Source organism: Kosakonia sp. ML.JS2a, from assembly GCF_025642095.1.
Classification (GTDB): domain Bacteria; phylum Pseudomonadota; class Gammaproteobacteria; order Enterobacterales; family Enterobacteriaceae.
Genome location: NZ_CP106754.1, coordinates 3,410,816 through 3,430,008, shown reverse-complemented (window position 1 = coordinate 3,430,008; position 19,193 = coordinate 3,410,816). Strand labels below are relative to the sequence as shown.

14 protein-coding genes are annotated in these 19,193 nt (G+C 54.5%); 4 read left to right on the top strand and 10 right to left on the bottom strand.

The window, feature by feature from the left end; all coding sequences use genetic code 11:
• Nucleotides 1-37 precede the first annotated feature (37 nt).
• Entirely contained in the window at nucleotides 38-259 is a 222-nt protein-coding gene (gene cspD, locus N7922_RS16290; protein ID WP_061494657.1) for a cold shock-like protein CspD, read from the bottom strand.
• A gap of 328 nt (nucleotides 260-587) precedes the next feature.
• Here cspD and clpS point away from each other — a divergent pair, with 328 nt between their 5' ends.
• Entirely contained in the window at nucleotides 588-908 is a 321-nt protein-coding gene (gene clpS, locus N7922_RS16285; RefSeq protein ID WP_061494658.1) for an ATP-dependent Clp protease adapter ClpS, read from the top strand.
• Between the two features lie 31 nt (nucleotides 909-939).
• The gene (gene clpA, locus N7922_RS16280; protein WP_263097313.1) at nucleotides 940-3,228 is read left to right on the top strand and encodes an ATP-dependent Clp protease ATP-binding subunit ClpA; all 2,289 of its coding nucleotides are present in this window, start codon (nucleotides 940-942) and stop codon (nucleotides 3,226-3,228) included.
• Nucleotides 3,229-3,317: 89 nt separating this feature from the next.
• On the opposite strand, the gene N7922_RS16275 is transcribed toward clpA, so the two are convergent.
• The 9 genes from N7922_RS16275 to trxB all read right to left on the bottom strand — a co-directional run bounded on the left by N7922_RS16275 (nucleotide 3,318) and on the right by trxB (nucleotide 14,225).
• Nucleotides 3,318-4,706 carry a diguanylate cyclase gene (locus N7922_RS16275; protein ID WP_263097312.1) on the bottom strand — a complete coding sequence of 463 codons (1,389 nt, stop codon included), beginning with the start codon at nucleotides 4,704-4,706 and terminating at the stop codon, nucleotides 3,318-3,320.
• 176 nt (nucleotides 4,707-4,882) lie between these two features.
• Nucleotides 4,883-7,102, bottom strand: a complete 2,220-nt coding sequence (fhuE, locus tag N7922_RS16270) for a ferric-rhodotorulic acid/ferric-coprogen receptor FhuE (RefSeq protein ID WP_263097310.1) — start codon at nucleotides 7,100-7,102, stop codon at nucleotides 4,883-4,885.
• A 162-nt stretch (nucleotides 7,103-7,264) separates the two neighbouring features.
• Nucleotides 7,265-7,741, bottom strand: a complete 477-nt coding sequence (locus tag N7922_RS16265; RefSeq protein ID WP_263097309.1) for an RES family NAD+ phosphorylase — start codon at nucleotides 7,739-7,741, stop codon at nucleotides 7,265-7,267.
• Nucleotides 7,738-8,181, bottom strand: coding sequence for an antitoxin Xre/MbcA/ParS toxin-binding domain-containing protein (locus tag N7922_RS16260; protein ID WP_088237186.1), 444 nt, complete (start codon nucleotides 8,179-8,181; stop codon nucleotides 7,738-7,740). The genes N7922_RS16265 and N7922_RS16260 overlap by 4 nt, the downstream gene beginning before the upstream one ends.
• Before the next feature lie 159 nt (nucleotides 8,182-8,340).
• Nucleotides 8,341-8,559 (bottom strand): translation initiation factor IF-1, encoded by a 219-nt coding sequence (infA, locus tag N7922_RS16255; protein WP_001040187.1) that lies wholly within the window; start codon nucleotides 8,557-8,559, stop codon nucleotides 8,341-8,343.
• A 288-nt stretch (nucleotides 8,560-8,847) separates the two neighbouring features.
• The gene (gene aat, locus N7922_RS16245) at nucleotides 8,848-9,549 is read right to left on the bottom strand and encodes a leucyl/phenylalanyl-tRNA--protein transferase (RefSeq protein WP_263097308.1); all 702 of its coding nucleotides are present in this window, start codon (nucleotides 9,547-9,549) and stop codon (nucleotides 8,848-8,850) included.
• A 107-nt stretch (nucleotides 9,550-9,656) separates the two neighbouring features.
• The gene (cydC, locus tag N7922_RS16240; RefSeq protein ID WP_263097306.1) at nucleotides 9,657-11,378 is read right to left on the bottom strand and encodes a heme ABC transporter ATP-binding protein/permease CydC; all 1,722 of its coding nucleotides are present in this window, start codon (nucleotides 11,376-11,378) and stop codon (nucleotides 9,657-9,659) included.
• Entirely contained in the window at nucleotides 11,379-13,145 is a 1,767-nt protein-coding gene (gene cydD / locus N7922_RS16235; protein WP_263097305.1) for a heme ABC transporter permease/ATP-binding protein CydD, read from the bottom strand.
• Nucleotides 13,146-13,259: 114 nt separating this feature from the next.
• Nucleotides 13,260-14,225, bottom strand: a complete 966-nt coding sequence (trxB, locus tag N7922_RS16230; RefSeq protein ID WP_263097304.1) for a thioredoxin-disulfide reductase — start codon at nucleotides 14,223-14,225, stop codon at nucleotides 13,260-13,262.
• A 552-nt stretch (nucleotides 14,226-14,777) separates the two neighbouring features.
• On the opposite strand from trxB, the gene lrp reads away from it, so the two are divergent.
• A complete protein-coding gene (gene lrp, locus N7922_RS16225) occupies nucleotides 14,778-15,272 on the top strand; it encodes a leucine-responsive transcriptional regulator Lrp (protein WP_002439523.1) in 495 nt (164 codons plus the stop codon).
• Nucleotides 15,273-15,392: 120 nt separating this feature from the next.
• A complete protein-coding gene (locus tag N7922_RS16220; RefSeq protein WP_263097302.1) occupies nucleotides 15,393-19,193 on the top strand; it encodes a DNA translocase FtsK 4TM domain-containing protein in 3,801 nt (1,266 codons plus the stop codon).

Genomic DNA, 19,193 nt, shown 5'->3' with positions numbered 1-19,193 from the left:
TTTTATCCGGGGCATGTACACAATGAATGATGAAGCGTCAGGCCATAGCTTCTGCTTCGACGGGCACGATGACGCTGGCATGATTGCCTTTAGGGCCCTGGTGTACATCAAACCGGACAGTTTGCCCGGCTTTTAGCGTTCTGTAACCATCCATTTGAATGGTGGAGTAATGTGCGAAGATATCTTCGCCGCCGCCTTCAGGGCAAATGAAACCAAACCCTTTGGCATTGTTGAACCACTTAACAGTACCCGTTTCCATGCTTCGACATCCTTCGTAAATCTTATTTAAGTAAGATGGAATGAACCGGTGGCAGAGTGTGGGGGCTGTTCAAAACCTCGCCAACTCTCGAGAGTACAATTTAGAGAAATCGGATAACGCGTCAAGCGTTTGGCAGGGGTTCTGGGAGGCGGCGCATCAAAATTTTGAAGCAGTTAACGCTATTCAGAAAGAATGTGACAGCCGTCGCGGATGGTAACGATAGATGATTGTTATCTGACATCTGATGTAGATTGAAAATGCATCTAGACTCATTTTATCGGCCGATTAAACGTCGTCGGAACCTGTAACCTAAGATGAAAAGCTAACGATGGGTAAGAGCAACAGCTGGCTGGATTTTGAACAATTGGCGGATGAGAAACTGCGCGACGCGCTGAAACCGCCATCTATGTATAAAGTGATGTTAATGAACGATGATTACACGCCAATGGAATTTGTTATTGACGTGCTACAAAAGTTCTTTTCTTATGATGTAGAGCGCGCAACGCAACTGATGCTCACGGTTCACTATCACGGAAAGGCCATTTGCGGTGTTTTCACCGCCGAGGTCGCGGAGACGAAAGTCTCTATGGTGAACAAGTACGCCAGGGAGAACGAACATCCGTTGCTGTGTACGCTGGAAAGAGCCTGAATGCAGGCAATAAAACTTGGGGGAGGTGCCTATGCTCAATCAAGAACTGGAACTCAGTTTAAACATGGCTTTCGCCAGAGCGCGCGAGCACCGACATGAGTTTATGACCGTCGAGCACTTGTTACTGGCTCTGCTCAGTAACCCCTCGGCCCGCGAAGCGCTGGAAGCGTGTTCCGTGGACCTGGTGGCGCTGCGACAGGAACTCGAAGCCTTCATCGAACAAACCACACCCGTTCTGCCCATGAGCGAGGAAGAGCGCGACACGCAACCGACGCTCAGTTTCCAGCGTGTTCTTCAGCGCGCGGTGTTTCATGTTCAGTCTTCCGGTCGTAGCGAAGTGTCCGGGGCGAACGTGTTGGTTGCCATCTTTAGTGAGCAGGAGTCGCAAGCGGCTTATCTGCTCCGCAAACATGAAGTCAGCCGCCTCGACGTGGTGAACTTTATTTCTCACGGCACGCGTAAAGACGAGCCGGGGCCATCATCTGACGCAGGGAGCACCGGCAACAGCCAGGCGAGCAGCGAAGAGCAAGCAGGCGGGGAGGAACGTATGGAGAACTTCACCACCAATCTTAATCAACTTGCTCGCGTAGGAGGCATCGATCCTCTGATTGGCCGGGGTAAAGAGCTGGAACGCGCGATTCAGGTGCTGTGCCGCCGTCGTAAAAATAACCCGCTGTTGGTGGGTGAGTCCGGCGTGGGTAAAACCGCCATCGCGGAAGGTCTGGCCTGGCGTATTGTGCAGGGTGATGTGCCGGAAGTGATGGCCGACTGCACCATTTACTCGCTGGATATCGGTTCTCTGCTGGCGGGCACCAAATACCGTGGTGATTTCGAAAAACGTTTCAAAGCGCTGCTGAAACAGCTTGAGCAGGACAACAACAGCATTCTGTTTATCGATGAGATCCACACTATCATCGGCGCGGGTGCAGCGTCCGGCGGTCAGGTGGATGCCGCGAACCTGATTAAGCCGCTGCTTTCCAGCGGTAAAATTCGCGTGATGGGCTCCACCACCTATCAGGAATTCAGCAACATCTTTGAAAAAGATCGCGCCCTGGCGCGCCGTTTCCAGAAAATTGATATCACGGAGCCGTCGGTTGAAGAGACGGTGCAGATTATTAATGGCCTGAAACCGAAGTACGAAGCGCACCACGATGTGCGTTACACGGCGAAAGCGGTGCGTGCGGCGGTTGAGCTGGCGGTGAAATACATCAACGATCGTCATCTGCCGGATAAAGCGATTGACGTCATCGACGAAGCGGGCGCGCGTGCGCGTCTGATGCCGGTGAGTAAACGCAAGAAAACCGTCAACGTGGCGGATATCGAATCGGTTGTTGCCCGTATCGCGCGTATCCCTGAGAAGAGCGTTTCTCAGAGCGACCGTGACACGCTGAAAAACCTCGGCGATCGCCTGAAAATGCTGGTGTTTGGTCAGGATAAAGCCATCGAGGCGTTAACCGAGGCCATTAAAATGAGCCGTGCAGGGCTGGGTCAGGACCATAAACCAGTGGGTTCCTTCCTGTTTGCGGGGCCGACCGGCGTGGGTAAAACCGAAGTGACGGTACAACTGTCAAAAGCGCTGGGTATTGAACTGCTGCGTTTCGATATGTCCGAGTATATGGAGCGTCACACCGTTAGCCGTTTGATCGGTGCGCCTCCGGGCTATGTGGGCTTCGATCAGGGCGGTCTGCTGACCGACGCGGTGATCAAGCATCCGCATGCGGTACTGCTGCTCGATGAAATCGAAAAAGCACACCCGGATGTCTTTAACCTGCTGTTGCAGGTCATGGACAACGGTACGCTGACCGATAATAACGGGCGCAAAGCGGACTTCCGCAACGTGGTGCTGGTGATGACCACCAACGCCGGTGTGCGTGAAACCGAACGTAAATCCATCGGTCTGATCCACCAGGATAACAGCACCGATGCGATGGAAGAGATCAAAAAAATCTTCACGCCGGAGTTCCGTAACCGTCTGGATAACATTATCTGGTTCGATCACTTGTCGACAACGGTGATCCATCAGGTGGTCGACAAATTTATTGTTGAACTCCAGGTGCAGCTGGATCAGAAAGGCGTGTCGTTGGAAGTCAGTCAGGAAGCGCGTGACTGGCTGGCCGAAAAAGGCTATGACCGTGCAATGGGCGCCCGCCCGATGGCGCGTGTTATCCAGGATAACCTGAAAAAACCGCTGGCCAATGAACTGCTGTTTGGTTCGCTGGTGGACGGCGGCCAGGTTACGGTCACCCTTAACAAAGAGAAAAATGAGCTGGAGTACGGTTTCCAGAGTGCCCAGAAGCACAAGCCGGAAGCAGCCCATTAATTTCTGCGGTGACGCCATAAAAACCGGGTTCCTGTGGACCCGGTTTTTTTTATCTCTGTGCCAGATAAGATGCGAAAGCAGGGTGGGGATCAGCGCGGGTGCGCTTCAATACGGTTTCGCCCATGATCTTTGGCCGCGTAGAGCGCGCGGTCTGCTTTATCAATCAAACGTTTGTAATCCGGATGATAATCAAAGTCCACGAAACCAATGCTAACGGTCACGGAGAAGTGCTGCGTGGGGGATACCTCAATACTGAGTGCGGCGATTTTCTGGCGTAACGCTTCCAGAATGATCTTCGCCTGAGTTAAATCCGACTCGACCAGCAAGACCATAAACTCTTCGCCGCCGTAGCGGAACACATAGTCGCTACTGCGAAAATGGTCGTAAATGACGGTGGCAACGGTTTTCAGCGTGATATCGCCCGCGCTGTGCCCGTAGCTGTCGTTGATTTTTTTAAAGTGGTCGATATCCAGCATGGCCAGAATAAACGGTTTACGCACATTCAGCGCCAGTGAGATCTCCCGGCGCATAATGGTGGGAATAAAGCGGCGATTCAGCAGCTGCGTCAGCGGATCTTTACCGTTTTCAAGCTCAACCAGCGCATCGAACATCGATGTGAGCAGGCGATGGATCTGCCCGGTAAGCTGGCGTATCGCCTGCAGCACCGCCATCCGCGACTCCACCACTGGCGACAGTGACTGGGTCAGTGCCTGTGTAATGTGATCATCCGCCTGCTTGATCAGGGTATCCATATTGGCCAGCATGTTGGGGTTGCCCAGCAGATGCCTGCCTTTATGAGAAAACCACATACCGAATTCGGATTTCGCCAGAGGGATAAGATCCGCAGCAGGCAGCCCGGTGGCGATATTGTAGATAAACTGGTTTTCCCAGCTTGTCAGCGCGCTGATCTGCCGTTCACGCTCAACATTCACATCGTCATAAATCGACAGCAGGCGGTACTGTTCCTGCGCCTGCATGGAGCTTTGGTAGGTGGGGGAGTAAGACACCGTCATTGCTTCTATCGCGGTGTCCATCGCCAGGCTGCTGAAGCAAATAATATCGCTCAGTAAGGCGGCCGGGATGGTCTCTTTCGTCTGTAATAACTGGTAAAGCTCGTTTTTCAGCTTTCTCGCCCCGCGTGCGACAAGATCAATTGGTAAGCCGATACGTGCGTGAATAATGCCAATTTCACGCTGTTTTTCTAATAGCTGCGGGAGATCTTGCCGGGCACTGCCCAGCACGCTGCGTAACCAATGGAACATGCTATGACTGAGGCGTGTACTGACCTGTTCAGTGCTCAGAAACAGCTCGCTTTCATGATGTGAAAGCATGTAGTCATAAAAAACATTAACCAGATGGCGGATCTCCTCATCGCCCAGGCCGGTAAGAATATCGTGAACGGTGGGGGGCGTCTGGTGCAATAAAGCCTGCCATTCGCTAAGCAGTAATGAATGATTACTGTGTCCGGACTGTTCCATGTTTCCGCCAATCATTAATTTTGATGATGTTTGCTGCTGATAGTACGGCGGGAGGCGGGGGGATGGTCAAGAAAAAGAATCTTTCCGGCATGACAGCTTCCCGCTTTACACGGTTTTATCATTGCCTGACGTGACCGCTTTTGTCGGAGGGCCACGCCAGGGGCGTCCATTTACAATCAGAAAGCGTAATTCAGGCTAACCGAATAATTTCGCGGTTCGTTGAATGCCACTCCGCCGGAGGGATTGGTGTTGTACTCACGGTCAAACAGGTTTTTGATGTTTCCCTGTACCGCGAGATTTTTGTTGATCTGGTAACGGGCAAAAAGATTGGCCAGCGGGTAGCTCCCTTGGTAAACGCGCTCTGTTTGCCCGGATGGATTCGTGGCCTCTTTATACGTGCGGTTCTGCCAGTTCACGCCACCACCGACGGTCAACTCCGGCAGCATCGGCAGGGTATAGCTGGTAAACAGTTTCAGGCTGGTTTGCGGCATGTACGGGTTTGTGCGATCGCCGGATGCATCCTTCGCCACGTAGCGGGTGGCGCCAAACGTGACCTTCAGATTATCCGTGACCGCACCGTTGATTTCAAAATCAACACCGCGACTCACCACGCCTTTTGCCGCTTTGTAGGCGTTTTCACTGCTGTTGTTGACATAGGTATTGCTCAGGATCTGACCAAGATTGTCCTGCTCAATGCGGAACACCGACAGGCTCGCGGTGATCCGGCTGTCGTCCCAGTCGCCTTTGATACCGGCTTCGTAATCTTTCCCGGTCACCGGCTTCAGATAATTGCCTTGCTGGTCGCGATACGTTTGCGGCTTGAAGATAGAGGTGTAGCTGGTAACCGCGGAGACGTTCTCGTTGATGTCATAGACCAGCCCACCGTAAGGCGTCAGGTTATTTTTCTTCATATCTGCAGTCGTACCCTGCGCGCTGTACTGGGTATAACGCGCGCCAATGATCATCGACAACGGATCGGTCAACGAAAAGCGTGCAGCCATATAGCTGGCTTTCTGACGGATGGTATCTTCAGAAGAGAGCGCCCAGGCGGGCCAGTCAGGCTCCGCCACATCGCCATTCCAGTCGTTCCAGTTGCCTATTTCAGCAGGTGAAAGGATAGTGCTTGAGTAGAGGTAGCGGTTACGCTGGCGGCTGTAATCAACTCCTGCCACTAACTGATGCTGACGCCCCAGCAGTTCGAACGGGCCACTGGCATAGGCATCAATGGCGGTCTGAGTGCGTAACCCTTTATACCAGCCTGCGTAGCCATAGCCACTGCTATCCAAAATGCCGGTGGTCTGATCTGGATAGCCGGTGACATAAAGTAGCTTACTGTCGAAATCCGACTCAGCATGGGTTCCGTTGACGCGTACCTGCCAGCCGTTGTCGAAGTTGGTGGTCAGATTGGCGAAGACTTTGCGTGACAGAATGTTGTAATGCGTCCAGTCTGCTGACGGGTTAGCGCTGCGATCATACTGAATACGGCTACCGTTGCTGTACCAGGTTGGCAGACCTCCCCACGTGGGGCCATCGGTGTCGCGCGTCTGGTAGTCATAACCCAGATCCAGCGTCGTATTGTCCGTGATGTCTGCCGCGACAGTAGCATAGAGGAATTTTTTCCTTTTATGGTAGCGGTCCACCCAACTGTCCTGATTCTGATAACCAGTCACGACGCGGCCACGCACGGTACCTGAATCATTCAGTGGCCCGGATAAGTCGGCAACATAACGCTGGTTATCCCAGCTTCCGTAGCTTGCCGAGAGATTACCTGTGAAGGTTTTGCTGTCGGCTTTCTTACGGATCATGTTAACGGCAGCGCCAGGGTTACCGGTGCCGGTCATTAAACCTGTCGCGCCCCGTACAATATCAATACGCTCGTAAATCGCAGAGTCGCCGTCTGTTTCACCAAAGTTCCATGCGCCGGTCTGCGCGGAGGGAATATCATCGTAGGTATAATTGTCGAGATAGAAACCGCGGGAATAGAAGTCAACGCGCTCTGAGTCATTCTGCGAAGCCGAGATGCCGGTGACGTTAGCCAGTGCATCTCCCACATTCTGCAAATTCTGATCTTTGATCCGCTGCTGGGTTAATACGCTAACCGACTGTGGAATATCGCGTTGTGTCAGGTTCATTTTCGTGCCTGCACGCGTAGCCGGTACGGTATAGGATTTCGTCGCCTCGGTTTTTGCCTCATTGTTGCCATCTGCCGTAACGACCAGCGTCTGCTCCGAACGGGTTTTGTCGGAGGTTGTTGCACTGTCAGCCGCATTTGCTGCTGAAATAGCGAATGCATGGGTGATGCAAAGCGTCAGTAATGAGAACGCAAATTTCTTTTTAAACCCCGTTGTGTTGAGTTCGGCGCATAGCTGCTTGCCATATACCCGATTGAAAGACATGCCAATACCTCATCAGATTGTTATGTTTAGACGCGCACTCTTTTGTTTTCACAGCCCTTTTCTTTAAACGATCCGAAAGGGCATTATGTGAACAAAATGAAGTGAGCGTTCGCATATTAAATACAAATGAGATTGATTTCCATTGGCGTTTGTTCGCGGGTCTTAACGTACTGTGATCTGATTTACCAGGCGGGTATCAAAAGAAAAGGGGAGCGCTTTGACCGTTTTCAACTGCTTACTGAAAACCGGATGTTGTGGGTTCAACATGGCGTTGTTCTCGAGTGGAACCACGCAGGAAGGAAGCACCAGTGCAACGCCACTGTTGGCTTCGAGCCAGGCGGTACCGAGATCCATGGTTGAGAGCGGGGCCGGGTTTTCCTGCCAGTCGGGTGGTAACCATTGTTTATCAAGGTATTCAATATCGTTATCGGGTATCTCGATACTGAACAGCCCGTACTGAGTGAGGATGCTGTCGCTGTGTACGTGCACCAGCATTTCCAGCGCCGCCAGCGAAATGGACGACGCGACGTAAACTGCCGGGTGACCTTTATGATTCCATCTGCCGCCATAGAGATTTGCACCGCTGCCGGTCCAGGCTTCGCTGGCGTAGCGGTGCGTCACAAGGCGATAGAAAATCAAGCAAACACTCCATGTTCCAGGCGACCAATCAGGTCGGTCACTTCCAGTGCGCCGCTTTCTGTGGCAATTAACGAGATCGGCGCAACGTTGCCCAGACCGCGAACCGGCGCTTGCAGCCAGTCATACGCCATCTTTTTGTTGCCGAAAAACTGCACCGCCGCATCCACCACCCTGACCAAACGCGCAATACGTTCACTCTCTTCCGGCGTTAACGTCCGACCGGTGCTTTTACGGCGGGCGACATTGCGTTCGTTAATCCCGGTCACGCGCAAAATGTCGGAACGGGACATTTCCGTCCATTCATGAATATTATCGAGGATGCTGACCGGCAAACCTTCATTCAGCATCTGAACAAGTTTAAGGCCTCTGTTTGCGGGGAAACCGGCAAAGCGCCAGAGCGCATTTTCAGCCGGTTTTTGATCCGGACTCCAGGTTCTCATTTTTCCTCCTGCACGCGGACATTTGTCATAGCTAAGTATAGACAATTGTCTTGGGTGGTTAAAGTTTAATCTGACGGGAGAGAGCGGGAAGAGAAAAACAAAAGGCCGGGATTACCCGGCCTTTAGAATATGTGCACTTAACCGTGCTGGCGAAAGATCTTAGCGGCTACGGAAGACAATGCGGCCTTTGCTCAGGTCGTACGGGGTCAGTTCCACAGTCACTTTATCACCCGTCAGAATACGGATATAGTTCTTACGCATTTTACCAGAGATATGCGCAGTGACCACGTGACCGTTTTCCAGTTCTACGCGGAACATCGTATTAGGCAACGTTTCAAGAACGGTGCCCTGCATCTCAATATTGTCTTCTTTGGCCATCTAATCCTCGGGGGTATCACTACCATAATTTTTGAACCGGCAAGATAATGCCGAAGTTCGTCTGTTAAGTAAAGATTTGTGCTGATAAAACGCAGCAAAACGACTTTTGCATATTGCCCTCACGCCACAAGTCACGACGCGCGAAACGCGCATCCGTAAAGGGGAGCGATGAGATAAACGAAGGGCATCCCTGATACGAACCATTCCCGGATGAGGCGGGGCAACAGGCAAAAGCGGCTCTGAGCGTCCATTATAACACCCTGATAAAAAATGTGCCGAAAACATTCGTCAGAGGGATAAAAACAGCGTCCGTGGCACCCAAAAATGGGACGGTAATGGTTGTTTACGCATGTCGGCAAGATGCAGCAGATAATCCCGACGTGGGATCTCCACAGCGCCAAGTGAGGCTGTGTGATTATTCAGTACCTGGCAATCAATTAATTTTCCGCCGCGACGCACAAATTCAGCGCTAAAGACCAGCAGCGCGGTTTTTGATGCATTCTCACGGCGGCTAAACATCGATTCACCGCAGAATAGCGCACCTTGCGAAACGCCGTACATACCGCCGACCAGTTCATCGTCTTCCCAGACTTCAATCGAGTGCGCATGTCCCAGCTCATGAAGTCGGTGGTAAGCCATAACCACGTCTGGCGTGATCCAGGTGCCTTCATCGCGATCCTGCGAACATCCGTCAATCACTTGACCGAAGGCGTGATTCAGCGTGACACGATAAGGGGAGGTTTTGTGAAAACGTTTCATGCTACGGCTCACATGAAAAGACTCGGGCCATAGCACGGCGCGTGGGTCCGGTGACCACCAAAGGATGGGATCGCCTGGGGAAAACCACGGAAAAATACCGCGTTGGTAGGCCATCAACAGGCGCGCCGGACTCAGATCGCCGCCCAGCGCCAGAAGCCCATTGGGTTCACGCAACGCCGCTTCGGGCGAAGGAAATGCGATAGAATGACGAGAAAGCTGCACCAGGCGCATGACTTCAGTGCTCCACAACGCGACAAGGGACACAGGTTAATATCGTCATTTTGGCCGATATACTTTAGCGGTGCCGTAGCAGGAACGGCAAAATGACGAATATCCACTTACAGACGCTGCTTAAACTGGTAGTACCGCCCCTGTTTCGCCATTAACGCTGCGTGATTACCTTGCTCAATTATTTGCCCGTTGTCCATCACAATTATCCGATCGCAACGCGACAAGCCACGCAAGCGATGGGTGACCATCAACAGGGTTTTCCCTTTCATTACTTCAGCCAGTAATTCAAGGATTTGGCTCTCGGTTGATGCATCCAGGCCCTCTGTGGGTTCATCCAGCAAGACCAGCGGCGCATCAGGCAATAACGCACGGGCAATCGCCAGGCGACGCAACTCCCCACCGGACAATTGACGCCCGCCTTCACCCAGCCACGCATTCAGGCCGCTACCGTCGAGCAGTTTTTCCAGCCCGACGCGCGTCAACATTGCCGTTAGCTGCTCATCGCTGGTGTGGGGCGCAGCCAGCAGCAGGTTGTCGCGCAGAGTGGCGCTAAACAGATGCACGCGCTGCGGCACCATACTGATAAGGCTACGTAATACTGGCTCAGAAAAACCCGTAATTGGCTGGTCATTTAAGCGAATCTCACCGCACTGCGGATCCCATGCGCGGGTGAGCAACTGCAGCAGTGTGGATTTGCCGCAGCCGGTGCGCCCGAGGATTGCCACATGTTCCCCGGCAGAAATCGACAGCGTCATGTTGTCCAGTGCCTGTTGTGGTTGGCCGGGGTAGCTAAACGACAGCGCATCAAGTTGGACAGCGACCTGTTCTGGCGCGGCGGTCGTGTTGTGTGGGAACGTCACTTCCGGCTCGCATTCGGTGAGTTGGGTGATGCGCGTTGCCGAGGCGATGACCTGACCGAGATGCTGAAAAGCCCCCGTTACCGGTGCCAGCGCTTCAAAAGCTGCCAGCGCGCAGAAGACGAACAGCGCAATCAGTGCGCCTGGCTGCGTGTTTTCGCCCACGCCACCGGAAGCAAACCACAGCATGGCGATCACCGCCGTACCGCTGATCAGCAGCATCACTGCCTGTGAGACCGCGGTAAGATCGGACTGACGGCGCTGGGCGTCATGCCAGCTCAGCTCGGTATTTTCCAGTTCCTGGCGGTAGCGCTGGCTGGCGCCGAACAGCGTCAACTCAGCTTGTCCCTGCAACCAACTGGTGAGTTGCTGGCGATACTGACCACGCAAGGCGGTGAGATTCTCGCCAGTGGGTTTGCCTGCGCGATAAAACAGCGGCGGCAGCATAAACAACGTCGCCAGCATGATCCCGCCCAGAATCAGCGCCAGCGACACATCCAACACGCTCAGGCCAACCATCACCACGATAATCACCACCAGCGCACCCACCAGCGGTGAAATCACGCGTAAGTACAGGTGATCGAGGGTGTCAACGTCGGCGACCACGCGGTTCAGCAATTCGCCCTGGCGAAAGCGGGCTAAACCGGCAGGGGAGAGCGGTAACAGCTTGCTGAAGGTCGATACGCGCAGATGTTCCAGCACGCGGAATGTGGCATCGTGGCTGACCAGACGCTCAAAGTAGCGACCGGCAGTACGGGTAATCGCCGCGCCGCGAACGCCAGCGGCGGGGAGCATATAGTTGAAGCTGTAGATCCCGGCGACGCCGACCACCGCAGATGCGGACAGGAACCAGCCAGAGAGCGTCAACAGACCAATACTGGCGAGCAGCGTAACAATCGCGAGGATCACGCCCAATGTCAGCATCCATTTGTGGCGTTTATACAATGCAAGGTAAGGCAGCAACGCGTGCATTTAAATCTCCTCCTGACGATGAGCAAGAAGGTCGGCAAATGCCCCCTGCGCAGTGGAAAGCGCGGCATACGTGCCTTGCTCGATAATCTGACCATCCTGCATCACCCAAATCGCATCCCAGCCAGCGAGGTTTTCCAACTGATGTGTCACCATTAGTGTGGATTGCTGGCGAGAAGCATCATTCAGCGCCTGCATGACACGCTGCTCGCTGTGGGCATCCAGACTGGCTGAAGGCTCGTCCAGCAATAACAGTTTGCAGGGCGAGAGCAGGGCGCGGGCCACCGCCACGCGCTGCGCCTGGCCGACGGAAAGACGGACGGCCTGATCGCCGGGTTGTGTTTCCAGACCGTCCGGCAACATCGGCAGAAACTCGTTAACCCAGGCTTTTTCCAGCACCGTCTGTAACGCGTCTTCACTGGCATCCGGGCGTGAAAGCAGAATATTGTCTCGCAGGGTCGCCGCCGGAAGCTGCGGGTTTTGCCCCACCCAGCTTATGACAGCGCGCCAGGCGTCCGGATCCAGATCGCTCAGTTCAATGCCATTGACACGCAGCGAGCCTTCATAGGGCAGAAAGCCCGACAGCACATTAATCAGCGAACTTTTCCCTGAGCCACTGCGCCCGACCAGCACAACGCGCTGCCCGGCGGGCAGCGTGAAATTGAGCGGCCCGGCAAGCACTGCGCCTTCCGGCGATTTGAGGATCAGGTTGCTGGCTGTGAGCGTAATCTGCTCATCGGCTTTCAGCGTGATTTCACCGCGTTGCGGATGGGCTAAAGGCGCTTCCATAAAGGTTTTCAGGCTGTCGGCCGCGCCTATCGCCTGGGCTTTCGCGTGGTAAAACGTACCGAGGTCGCGTAATGGCTGGAAAAATTCCGGCGCCAGCACCAGCGCCAGAAAACCGGCAAACAGCGTGACGCCCGTTCCGTAGTGACCAAAATCGAGTTCGCCGAGATAAGAGAAGCCAAAATAGACGGCGACCACGGCGATCGACAGTGAGGTAAAAAACTCCAGGACGCCAGACGAGAGAAAAGCGAGGCGCAACACTTCCATGGTCCGGCTGCGGAAGTCTTGCGATGCATGACGAATGTTGTCGGTTTCTGCTGCGCCGCGGCCAAAGATACGTAATGTTTCCATTCCGCGCAGACGATCAAGGAAATGACCGCTCAACCTCGCCAGAGCTTTAAAATTGCGGCGGTTGGCGTCTGCAGCGCCCATACCGACCATTGCCATAAAGAGCGGAATCAGGGGGGCGGTGCCAAGCAAGATCAGCGCAGCGGCCCAGTTGATGGGGAACAAGGTGATCACAATCAGCAATGGCACGCTGGCCGCCAACGCCATCTGCGGTAAATAGCGGGCATAGAAGTCGTGCATGTCGTCGATTTGCTCAAGGATCAGCGTCGCCCAGCTTCCTGCAGGTTTGCCCTGAATCCAGGCCGGACCCGCCTGTTGCAAGCGATCGAGTACGCGGCGGCGGATCTCAAAGCGAATATGCGTACCGGCATGAAAACCCACGCGTTCGCGCATCCACACCACCCAACTGCGAAGGATAAAGATCAGCACCAGCAACGTGAAGGGCAGCAGCAGGGCTTCGCGCGGGATATTTTCCATAATCATATGATTAAGGATGCGAGCGAGGATCCATGCCTGCGCCACAATCAGCACGCCGCTAACGACGCCGAGAAGGCGGGACGCCGTCAGCCAGCGACGGGAAATAATACTTTGCTGTTTTAACCAGCGGGTAAGCTCTTGTTGACGGGTTTTATTCATTGCGCGCTTTGCAGGTGAAGTTATCGGATTTTTAGTCTGCGCAATGTTACATCGGGGCAAAAATAAAGGCGACTTATAGTCGCCTTTTTTACCTTTGTTACTGACTTGTAAAGATTATTTACGTTCAGCCAGACCGTCAAGATAACGCTCTGCGTCCAGTGCCGCCATGCAGCCTGTTCCGGCGGAAGTGATCGCCTGACGATAGATATGGTCCATCACGTCGCCTGCCGCAAAGACACCAGGAATGCTGGTTTGCGTGGCATTACCGTGAATACCGGACTGCACTTTAATATAGCCGTTTTCCAGCGCCAGTTGGCCGTCGAAAATCGCCGTGTTCGGGCTGTGGCCGATAGCCACAAACAGACCCGCAACCTCCAGTGATTCGACATTGTCGGCGTTCTGTGTATCACGCAGACGCAGGCCGCTGACACCCATCTGATCGCCTGTTACTTCTTCCAGCGTGCGGTGGGTATGCAGCACGATATTACCGCTTTCCACTTTGTCCATCAGACGTTTAATCAGGATCTTCTCCGCGCGGAACGTATCGCGACGGTGGATCAGGTGCACTTCAGAGGCGATATTCGCCAGATACAGCGCTTCTTCAACAGCCGTATTGCCGCCGCCGATCACCGCGACTTTCTGGTTACGGTAGAAGAAACCGTCACAGGTGGCGCAGGCGGAGACGCCGCGGCCTTTGAATGCTTCTTCAGAGGCGAGGCCGAGGTAACGTGCGGATGCGCCGGTAGCAATGATCAATGCATCGCAGGTGTAGTCGCCGCTGTCGCCGGTCAGGCGGAACGGTCGGTTCTGCAAATCAACGCTGTTGATGTGGTCGAAAATGATTTCAGTGTCGAATTTAGTAGCATGCTCATGCATGCGTTCCATCAGCGATGGCCCGGTCAGATCGTGCGGGTCGCCCGGCCAGTTTTCCACTTCGGTGGTGGTGGTGAGCTGACCGCCTTTTTCCATACCGGTAATTAACACCGGCTGCAGGTTTGCGCGCGCAGCATAGACCGCAGCGGTATAACCGGCAGGGCCTGAACCAAGGATAAGCAGCTTACTGTGTTTGGCCGTACCCATGAGATCCTCATTATTGTTTGGCAGACATTGGGCTGGATTGTAGGGAATTTGCCAGCGTAAAAAAAGAGTGCAGCGATTTTGTTAACGATATGTGTAATAGAAATGACCGATGACAGCACGCCATTTTGCGGCCAAACATAACAATTTCTACTGAGAAAAAGTCAGTTATAAGGTGATTAAATGAGGATTACGGGGCGGTGCTGATGAATATCTGGCATGTTGTACTAAAAAAAGATGTTTTGCTTTGACAATCCCCTGCGCATTTGCGAAAACATCAAAGGAAGAAAAAAAGCAGTGTTTCGCGCGTGACCCAAATTCATGCATGTAAATGCCATTTTTACCGGGCTAGTGAAATCTACGCATGGCGTGGACAGACGCCATCCGTGATATCGATAGCTGCCGTCAGGCAACGGTCTTCTTAATATAGCCCCTGGATTACGCGCCGTGCCAGTTTTAACACACGCGGACGTACCGCGACGGGCAAAGATCCTGAACAGTGAAGTGCACAGGGTCAAGACAGGAGTAGGGAAGGAATACAGAGAGACAATAATAATGGTAGATAGTAAAAAGCGCCCTGGTAAAGATCTCGACCGCATCGACCGTAATATTCTTAACGAATTACAAAAAGATGGGCGTATTTCCAACGTCGAGCTTTCTAAACGAGTGGGACTTTCCCCTACGCCGTGCCTTGAGCGTGTGCGCAGGCTGGAAAGACAAGGGTTTATTCAGGGCTATACAGCACTGCTGAACCCGCATTATCTGGATGCATCACTTCTGGTTTTTGTTGAGATTACTCTGAATCGTGGCGCGCCGGATGTGTTTGAACAATTTAACTCCGCTGTGCAAAAACTTGAAGAAATTCAAGAGTGTCATCTGGTTTCCGGCGATTTTGACTACCTGTTGAAAACGCGCGTGCCGGATATGTCGGCTTACCGCAAACTGTTAGGGGAAACCCTGCTGCGTCTGCCGGGCGTTAACGACACCCGCACATATGTGGTGATGGAAGAAGTCAAACAGAGCAATCGTCTGGTAATTAAGACGCGCTAACACGGAACAGGTGCAAAATCGCTGTTTTTTGATTACACTCCTGTTAATCCATACAGCAACAGTGCCGGGGAAACCCGGCGCTGTTGTCCGTTTTAGCATCAAGGACCTGGAGAGCCTGTCTTGAGCCAGGAATACACAGAAGACAAAGAAGTCACACTGACCAAGTTAAGCAGCGGGCGTCGACTCCTGGAGGCGTTGCTGATCCTCGTTTCACTTTTTGCCGTTTGGCTAATGGCGGCGCTCCTCAGCTTTAACCCGTCCGACCCGAGCTGGTCGCAAACGGCGTGGCATGAACCTATCCATAATCTGGGCGGTGCGCCAGGCGCATGGCTGGCAGATACGCTGTTTTTCATCTTTGGTGTGATGGCGTACACCATCCCGGTGATCATTACCGGCGGTTGTTGGTTTGCGTATCGCCACCGGGCCAGTGAAGACTACATTGACTATTTCGCCGTCTCGTTGCGCATGATTGGTGCGTTGGCACTGATCCTGACCTCGTGTGGTCTGGCGGCCATCAACGCAGACGATATCTGGTATTTTGCCTCCGGCGGCGTGATTGGCAGTCTGCTGAGCACCACGCTGCAGCCGCTGTTACGCAGCAGCGGCGGTACGCTTGCGCTGTTGTGCATTTGGGCCGCGGGTCTGACCTTGTTCACCGGTTGGTCCTGGGTCACCATCGCCGAGAAGATTGGCAGTGTCATTCTTAACATCCTTACTTTTGCCAGTAATCGCACCCGCCGTGATGACACCTGGGTTGATGACGATGAGTATGAAGACGAGGATGAGGACCACGCTGCTCCGCAGCGCGCGTCGCATGAATCCCGCCGGACTCGTATTCTGCGTGGCGCGTTGGCGCGCCGTAAACGCATCGCCGAGAAATTCGCCAACCCTATGGGGCGTAAAACTGACGAAGCGTTGTTCTCCGGCAAACGGATGGACGACGATGAGGACGAGATTGCTTACAGTGCGCGCGGTGTTCCCGCAGACGCTGATGATGTGCTGTTTTCCGGGCATCGTGCGACGGAAGCGGAGCAAGAGTACGATCCGCTGATGAATGGCCGCAGCATCGTCGCACCAGTGGCTGCTGCCGCAGCAGCCACCACTGCAGCGCAGGCATATGCCGCCCCTGCTGACCCTTACGTTCATGCGCTGCAGCCGGAAGTGGAATGGCCCTATGCCCAGACCCCGCCGGCGACTGCGGATGCGCCTCAGCAGCCTGCACAGTATGCGCCTCAGCAGCCTGCACAGTATGCGCAGGAATCTCATGATGCGCCGTACCAGCCTGTACAGTACGTGTCGCCGGAATCGGAATGGCAGCAACCCGTCGAGCAAGACACCTGGATCCCGGATGCGCCGGTAACGCCGCAACCGCAGGAAGAGGCGCTCTACGCACAATCTCCACAGCACGATCCATTGTCGTGGCAGAACGAACCACAGATTTCCCCTGCGCCAGAACCGATATTGGAACCTGAACCGGAGCCGATTGTTGAAGAGGTGAAACAGGCGCGTCCGCCGCTTTATTACTTTGAAGAGGTGGAAGAGAAGCGCGCTCGTGAACGCGAGCAGCTTGCCGCCTGGTATCAGCCGATCCCTGAGCCCGCCAGCGCAATGCCCATACCAAAACCGGCCGAACCGATTATACCGGCTGCGCCTGCAACCGATCCGAACCTTGTTGCACCCGTTGCGGCAAGTGTGCAGCAGGCAACCGGCGGTGTTGCCGCGACCGTTGTCGCCGCCGCTCCGGTGTTTAGCCTTGCTGCCGGTGGCGCGCCGCGTCCGCAGGTGAAAGAGGGGATTGGCCCGCAGCTCCCGCGACCGAATCGCGTACGGGTGCCCACGCGCCGCGAACTGGCGTCCTATGGCATCAAGCTGCCTTCGCAGCGTATGGCTGAAGAGCGCGCGCGCGAGGAAGAGGTTCGTCATCATGATGACGACGATGCGGATCTGCAGCAACAGAATGAGCTGGCACGCCAGTTTGCCGCGACGCAGCACGATCGCTACGGTGAAGAGTACCATCATGATACACCGCACTATCATGCACAGCCGCAACTGAGTGAGGAAGAGGCGGAAGAAGCCGAACTCGCCCGTCAGTTTACCGCTTCTCAGCAGCAGCGTTATTCCGGGGAACAACCTGCGGGTATGCAGGCGTTTATGCCGGAAGACTTTGAATTCTCGCCGATGAAAGCGCTGGTGGATGACGGCCCGAGTGAACCGCTGTTTACGCCAGGTGCGATGCCGGATCCGGAACCGCCAGTCCAGCATCATCAGCAGCCGGTGCAACAGTCGCATCATCATCATCATCAACAACCTGCACAGCATCAGTATCAGCACGCTGTGGCACAGCAGGCGCAGCAACCTGCGCCACAGCCGCAGGAGAGTCTGATCCACCCGCTGTTAATGCGTAATGGCGACAGCCGTCCGGTACAAAAACCGACCACGCCGCTGCCTTCGCTGGATCTTTTGACCCAGCCGCCGACTGAAGTCGAGCCGGTGGACACCTTTGCGCTTGAGCAGATGGCGCGTCTGGTTGAAGCGCGTCTGGCTGATTTCCGCATTAAAGCGGATGTGGTGAACTACTCGCCGGGTCCGGTTATTACCCGTTTTGAACTGAATCTGGCGCCGGGCGTGAAAGCGGCGCGTATCTCCAATCTCTCCCGTGACCTGGCGCGTTCACTGTCGACCGTTGCTGTGCGTGTGGTGGAAGTGATCCCCGGCAGGCCCTACGTGGGCCTGGAATTACCGAACAAAAAACGTCAGACCGTGTACCTGCGTGAAGTGCTGGACTGCGTGAAGTTCCGCGAAAGCCCGTCGCCACTGACCGTGGTGCTGGGGAAAGATATCGCGGGCGATCCGGTGATTGCCGATTTGGCGAAGATGCCACACTTGCTGGTGGCGGGGACTACCGGTTCCGGTAAGTCAGTGGGTGTCAACGCGATGATCCTCAGCATGCTGTATAAAGCGACGCCGGAAGAGGTGCGCTTTATCATGATCGACCCGAAAATGCTGGAGCTTTCCGTTTACGAAGGCATTCCTCATCTGTTGACCGAAGTGGTTACAGATATGAAAGACGCCGCCAACGCCCTGCGCTGGAGTGTCAACGAGATGGAACGTCGCTATAAGCTGATGTCTGCGCTCGGTGTCCGTAACCTGGCGGGTTATAACGAAAAGATTGCCGAAGCTGCGCGAATGGGCCGTCCGATCCCGGATCCGTACTGGAAACCTGGCGATAGCATGGATGTGCAGCATCCGGTGCTGGAAAAACTGCCGTATATCGTGGTGCTGGTGGACGAATTTGCTGACCTGATGATGACCGTCGGCAAGAAAGTGGAAGAACTGATTGCGCGTCTGGCGCAGAAAGCCCGCGCTGCCGGTATTCACCTGGTGCTGGCGACCCAGCGTCCTTCCGTTGACGTTATCACCGGTCTGATTAAAGCGAATATACCAACGCGTATTGCCTTTACCGTGTCGAGCAAAATTGACTCGCGCACCATTCTTGACCAGGGCGGAGCGGAATCCCTGCTCGGTATGGGCGATATGCTCTATTCCGGGCCGAACTCCACCTCTGCGCCCGTGCGCGTGCACGGTGCGTTTGTTCGCGACCAGGAAGTGCATGCGGTGGTGCAGGACTGGAAAGCGCGGGGTCGTCCGCAGTACGTCGATGGCATCACGTCAGACAGCGAAAGCGAGGGTGGCGCAGGCGGTGGTTTTGACGGTGGTGAAGAGCTGGATCCGTTATTCGACCAGGCTGTTAACTTCGTCACCGAAAAACGTAAAGCCTCCATCTCCGGCGTACAGCGTCAGTTCCGCATCGGTTATAACCGTGCAGCGCGCATAATCGAGCAGATGGAAGCGCAGGGGATTGTCAGCGAGCAGGGGCACAACGGTAACCGTGAGGTACTGGCGCCGCCGCCGTTTGATTGA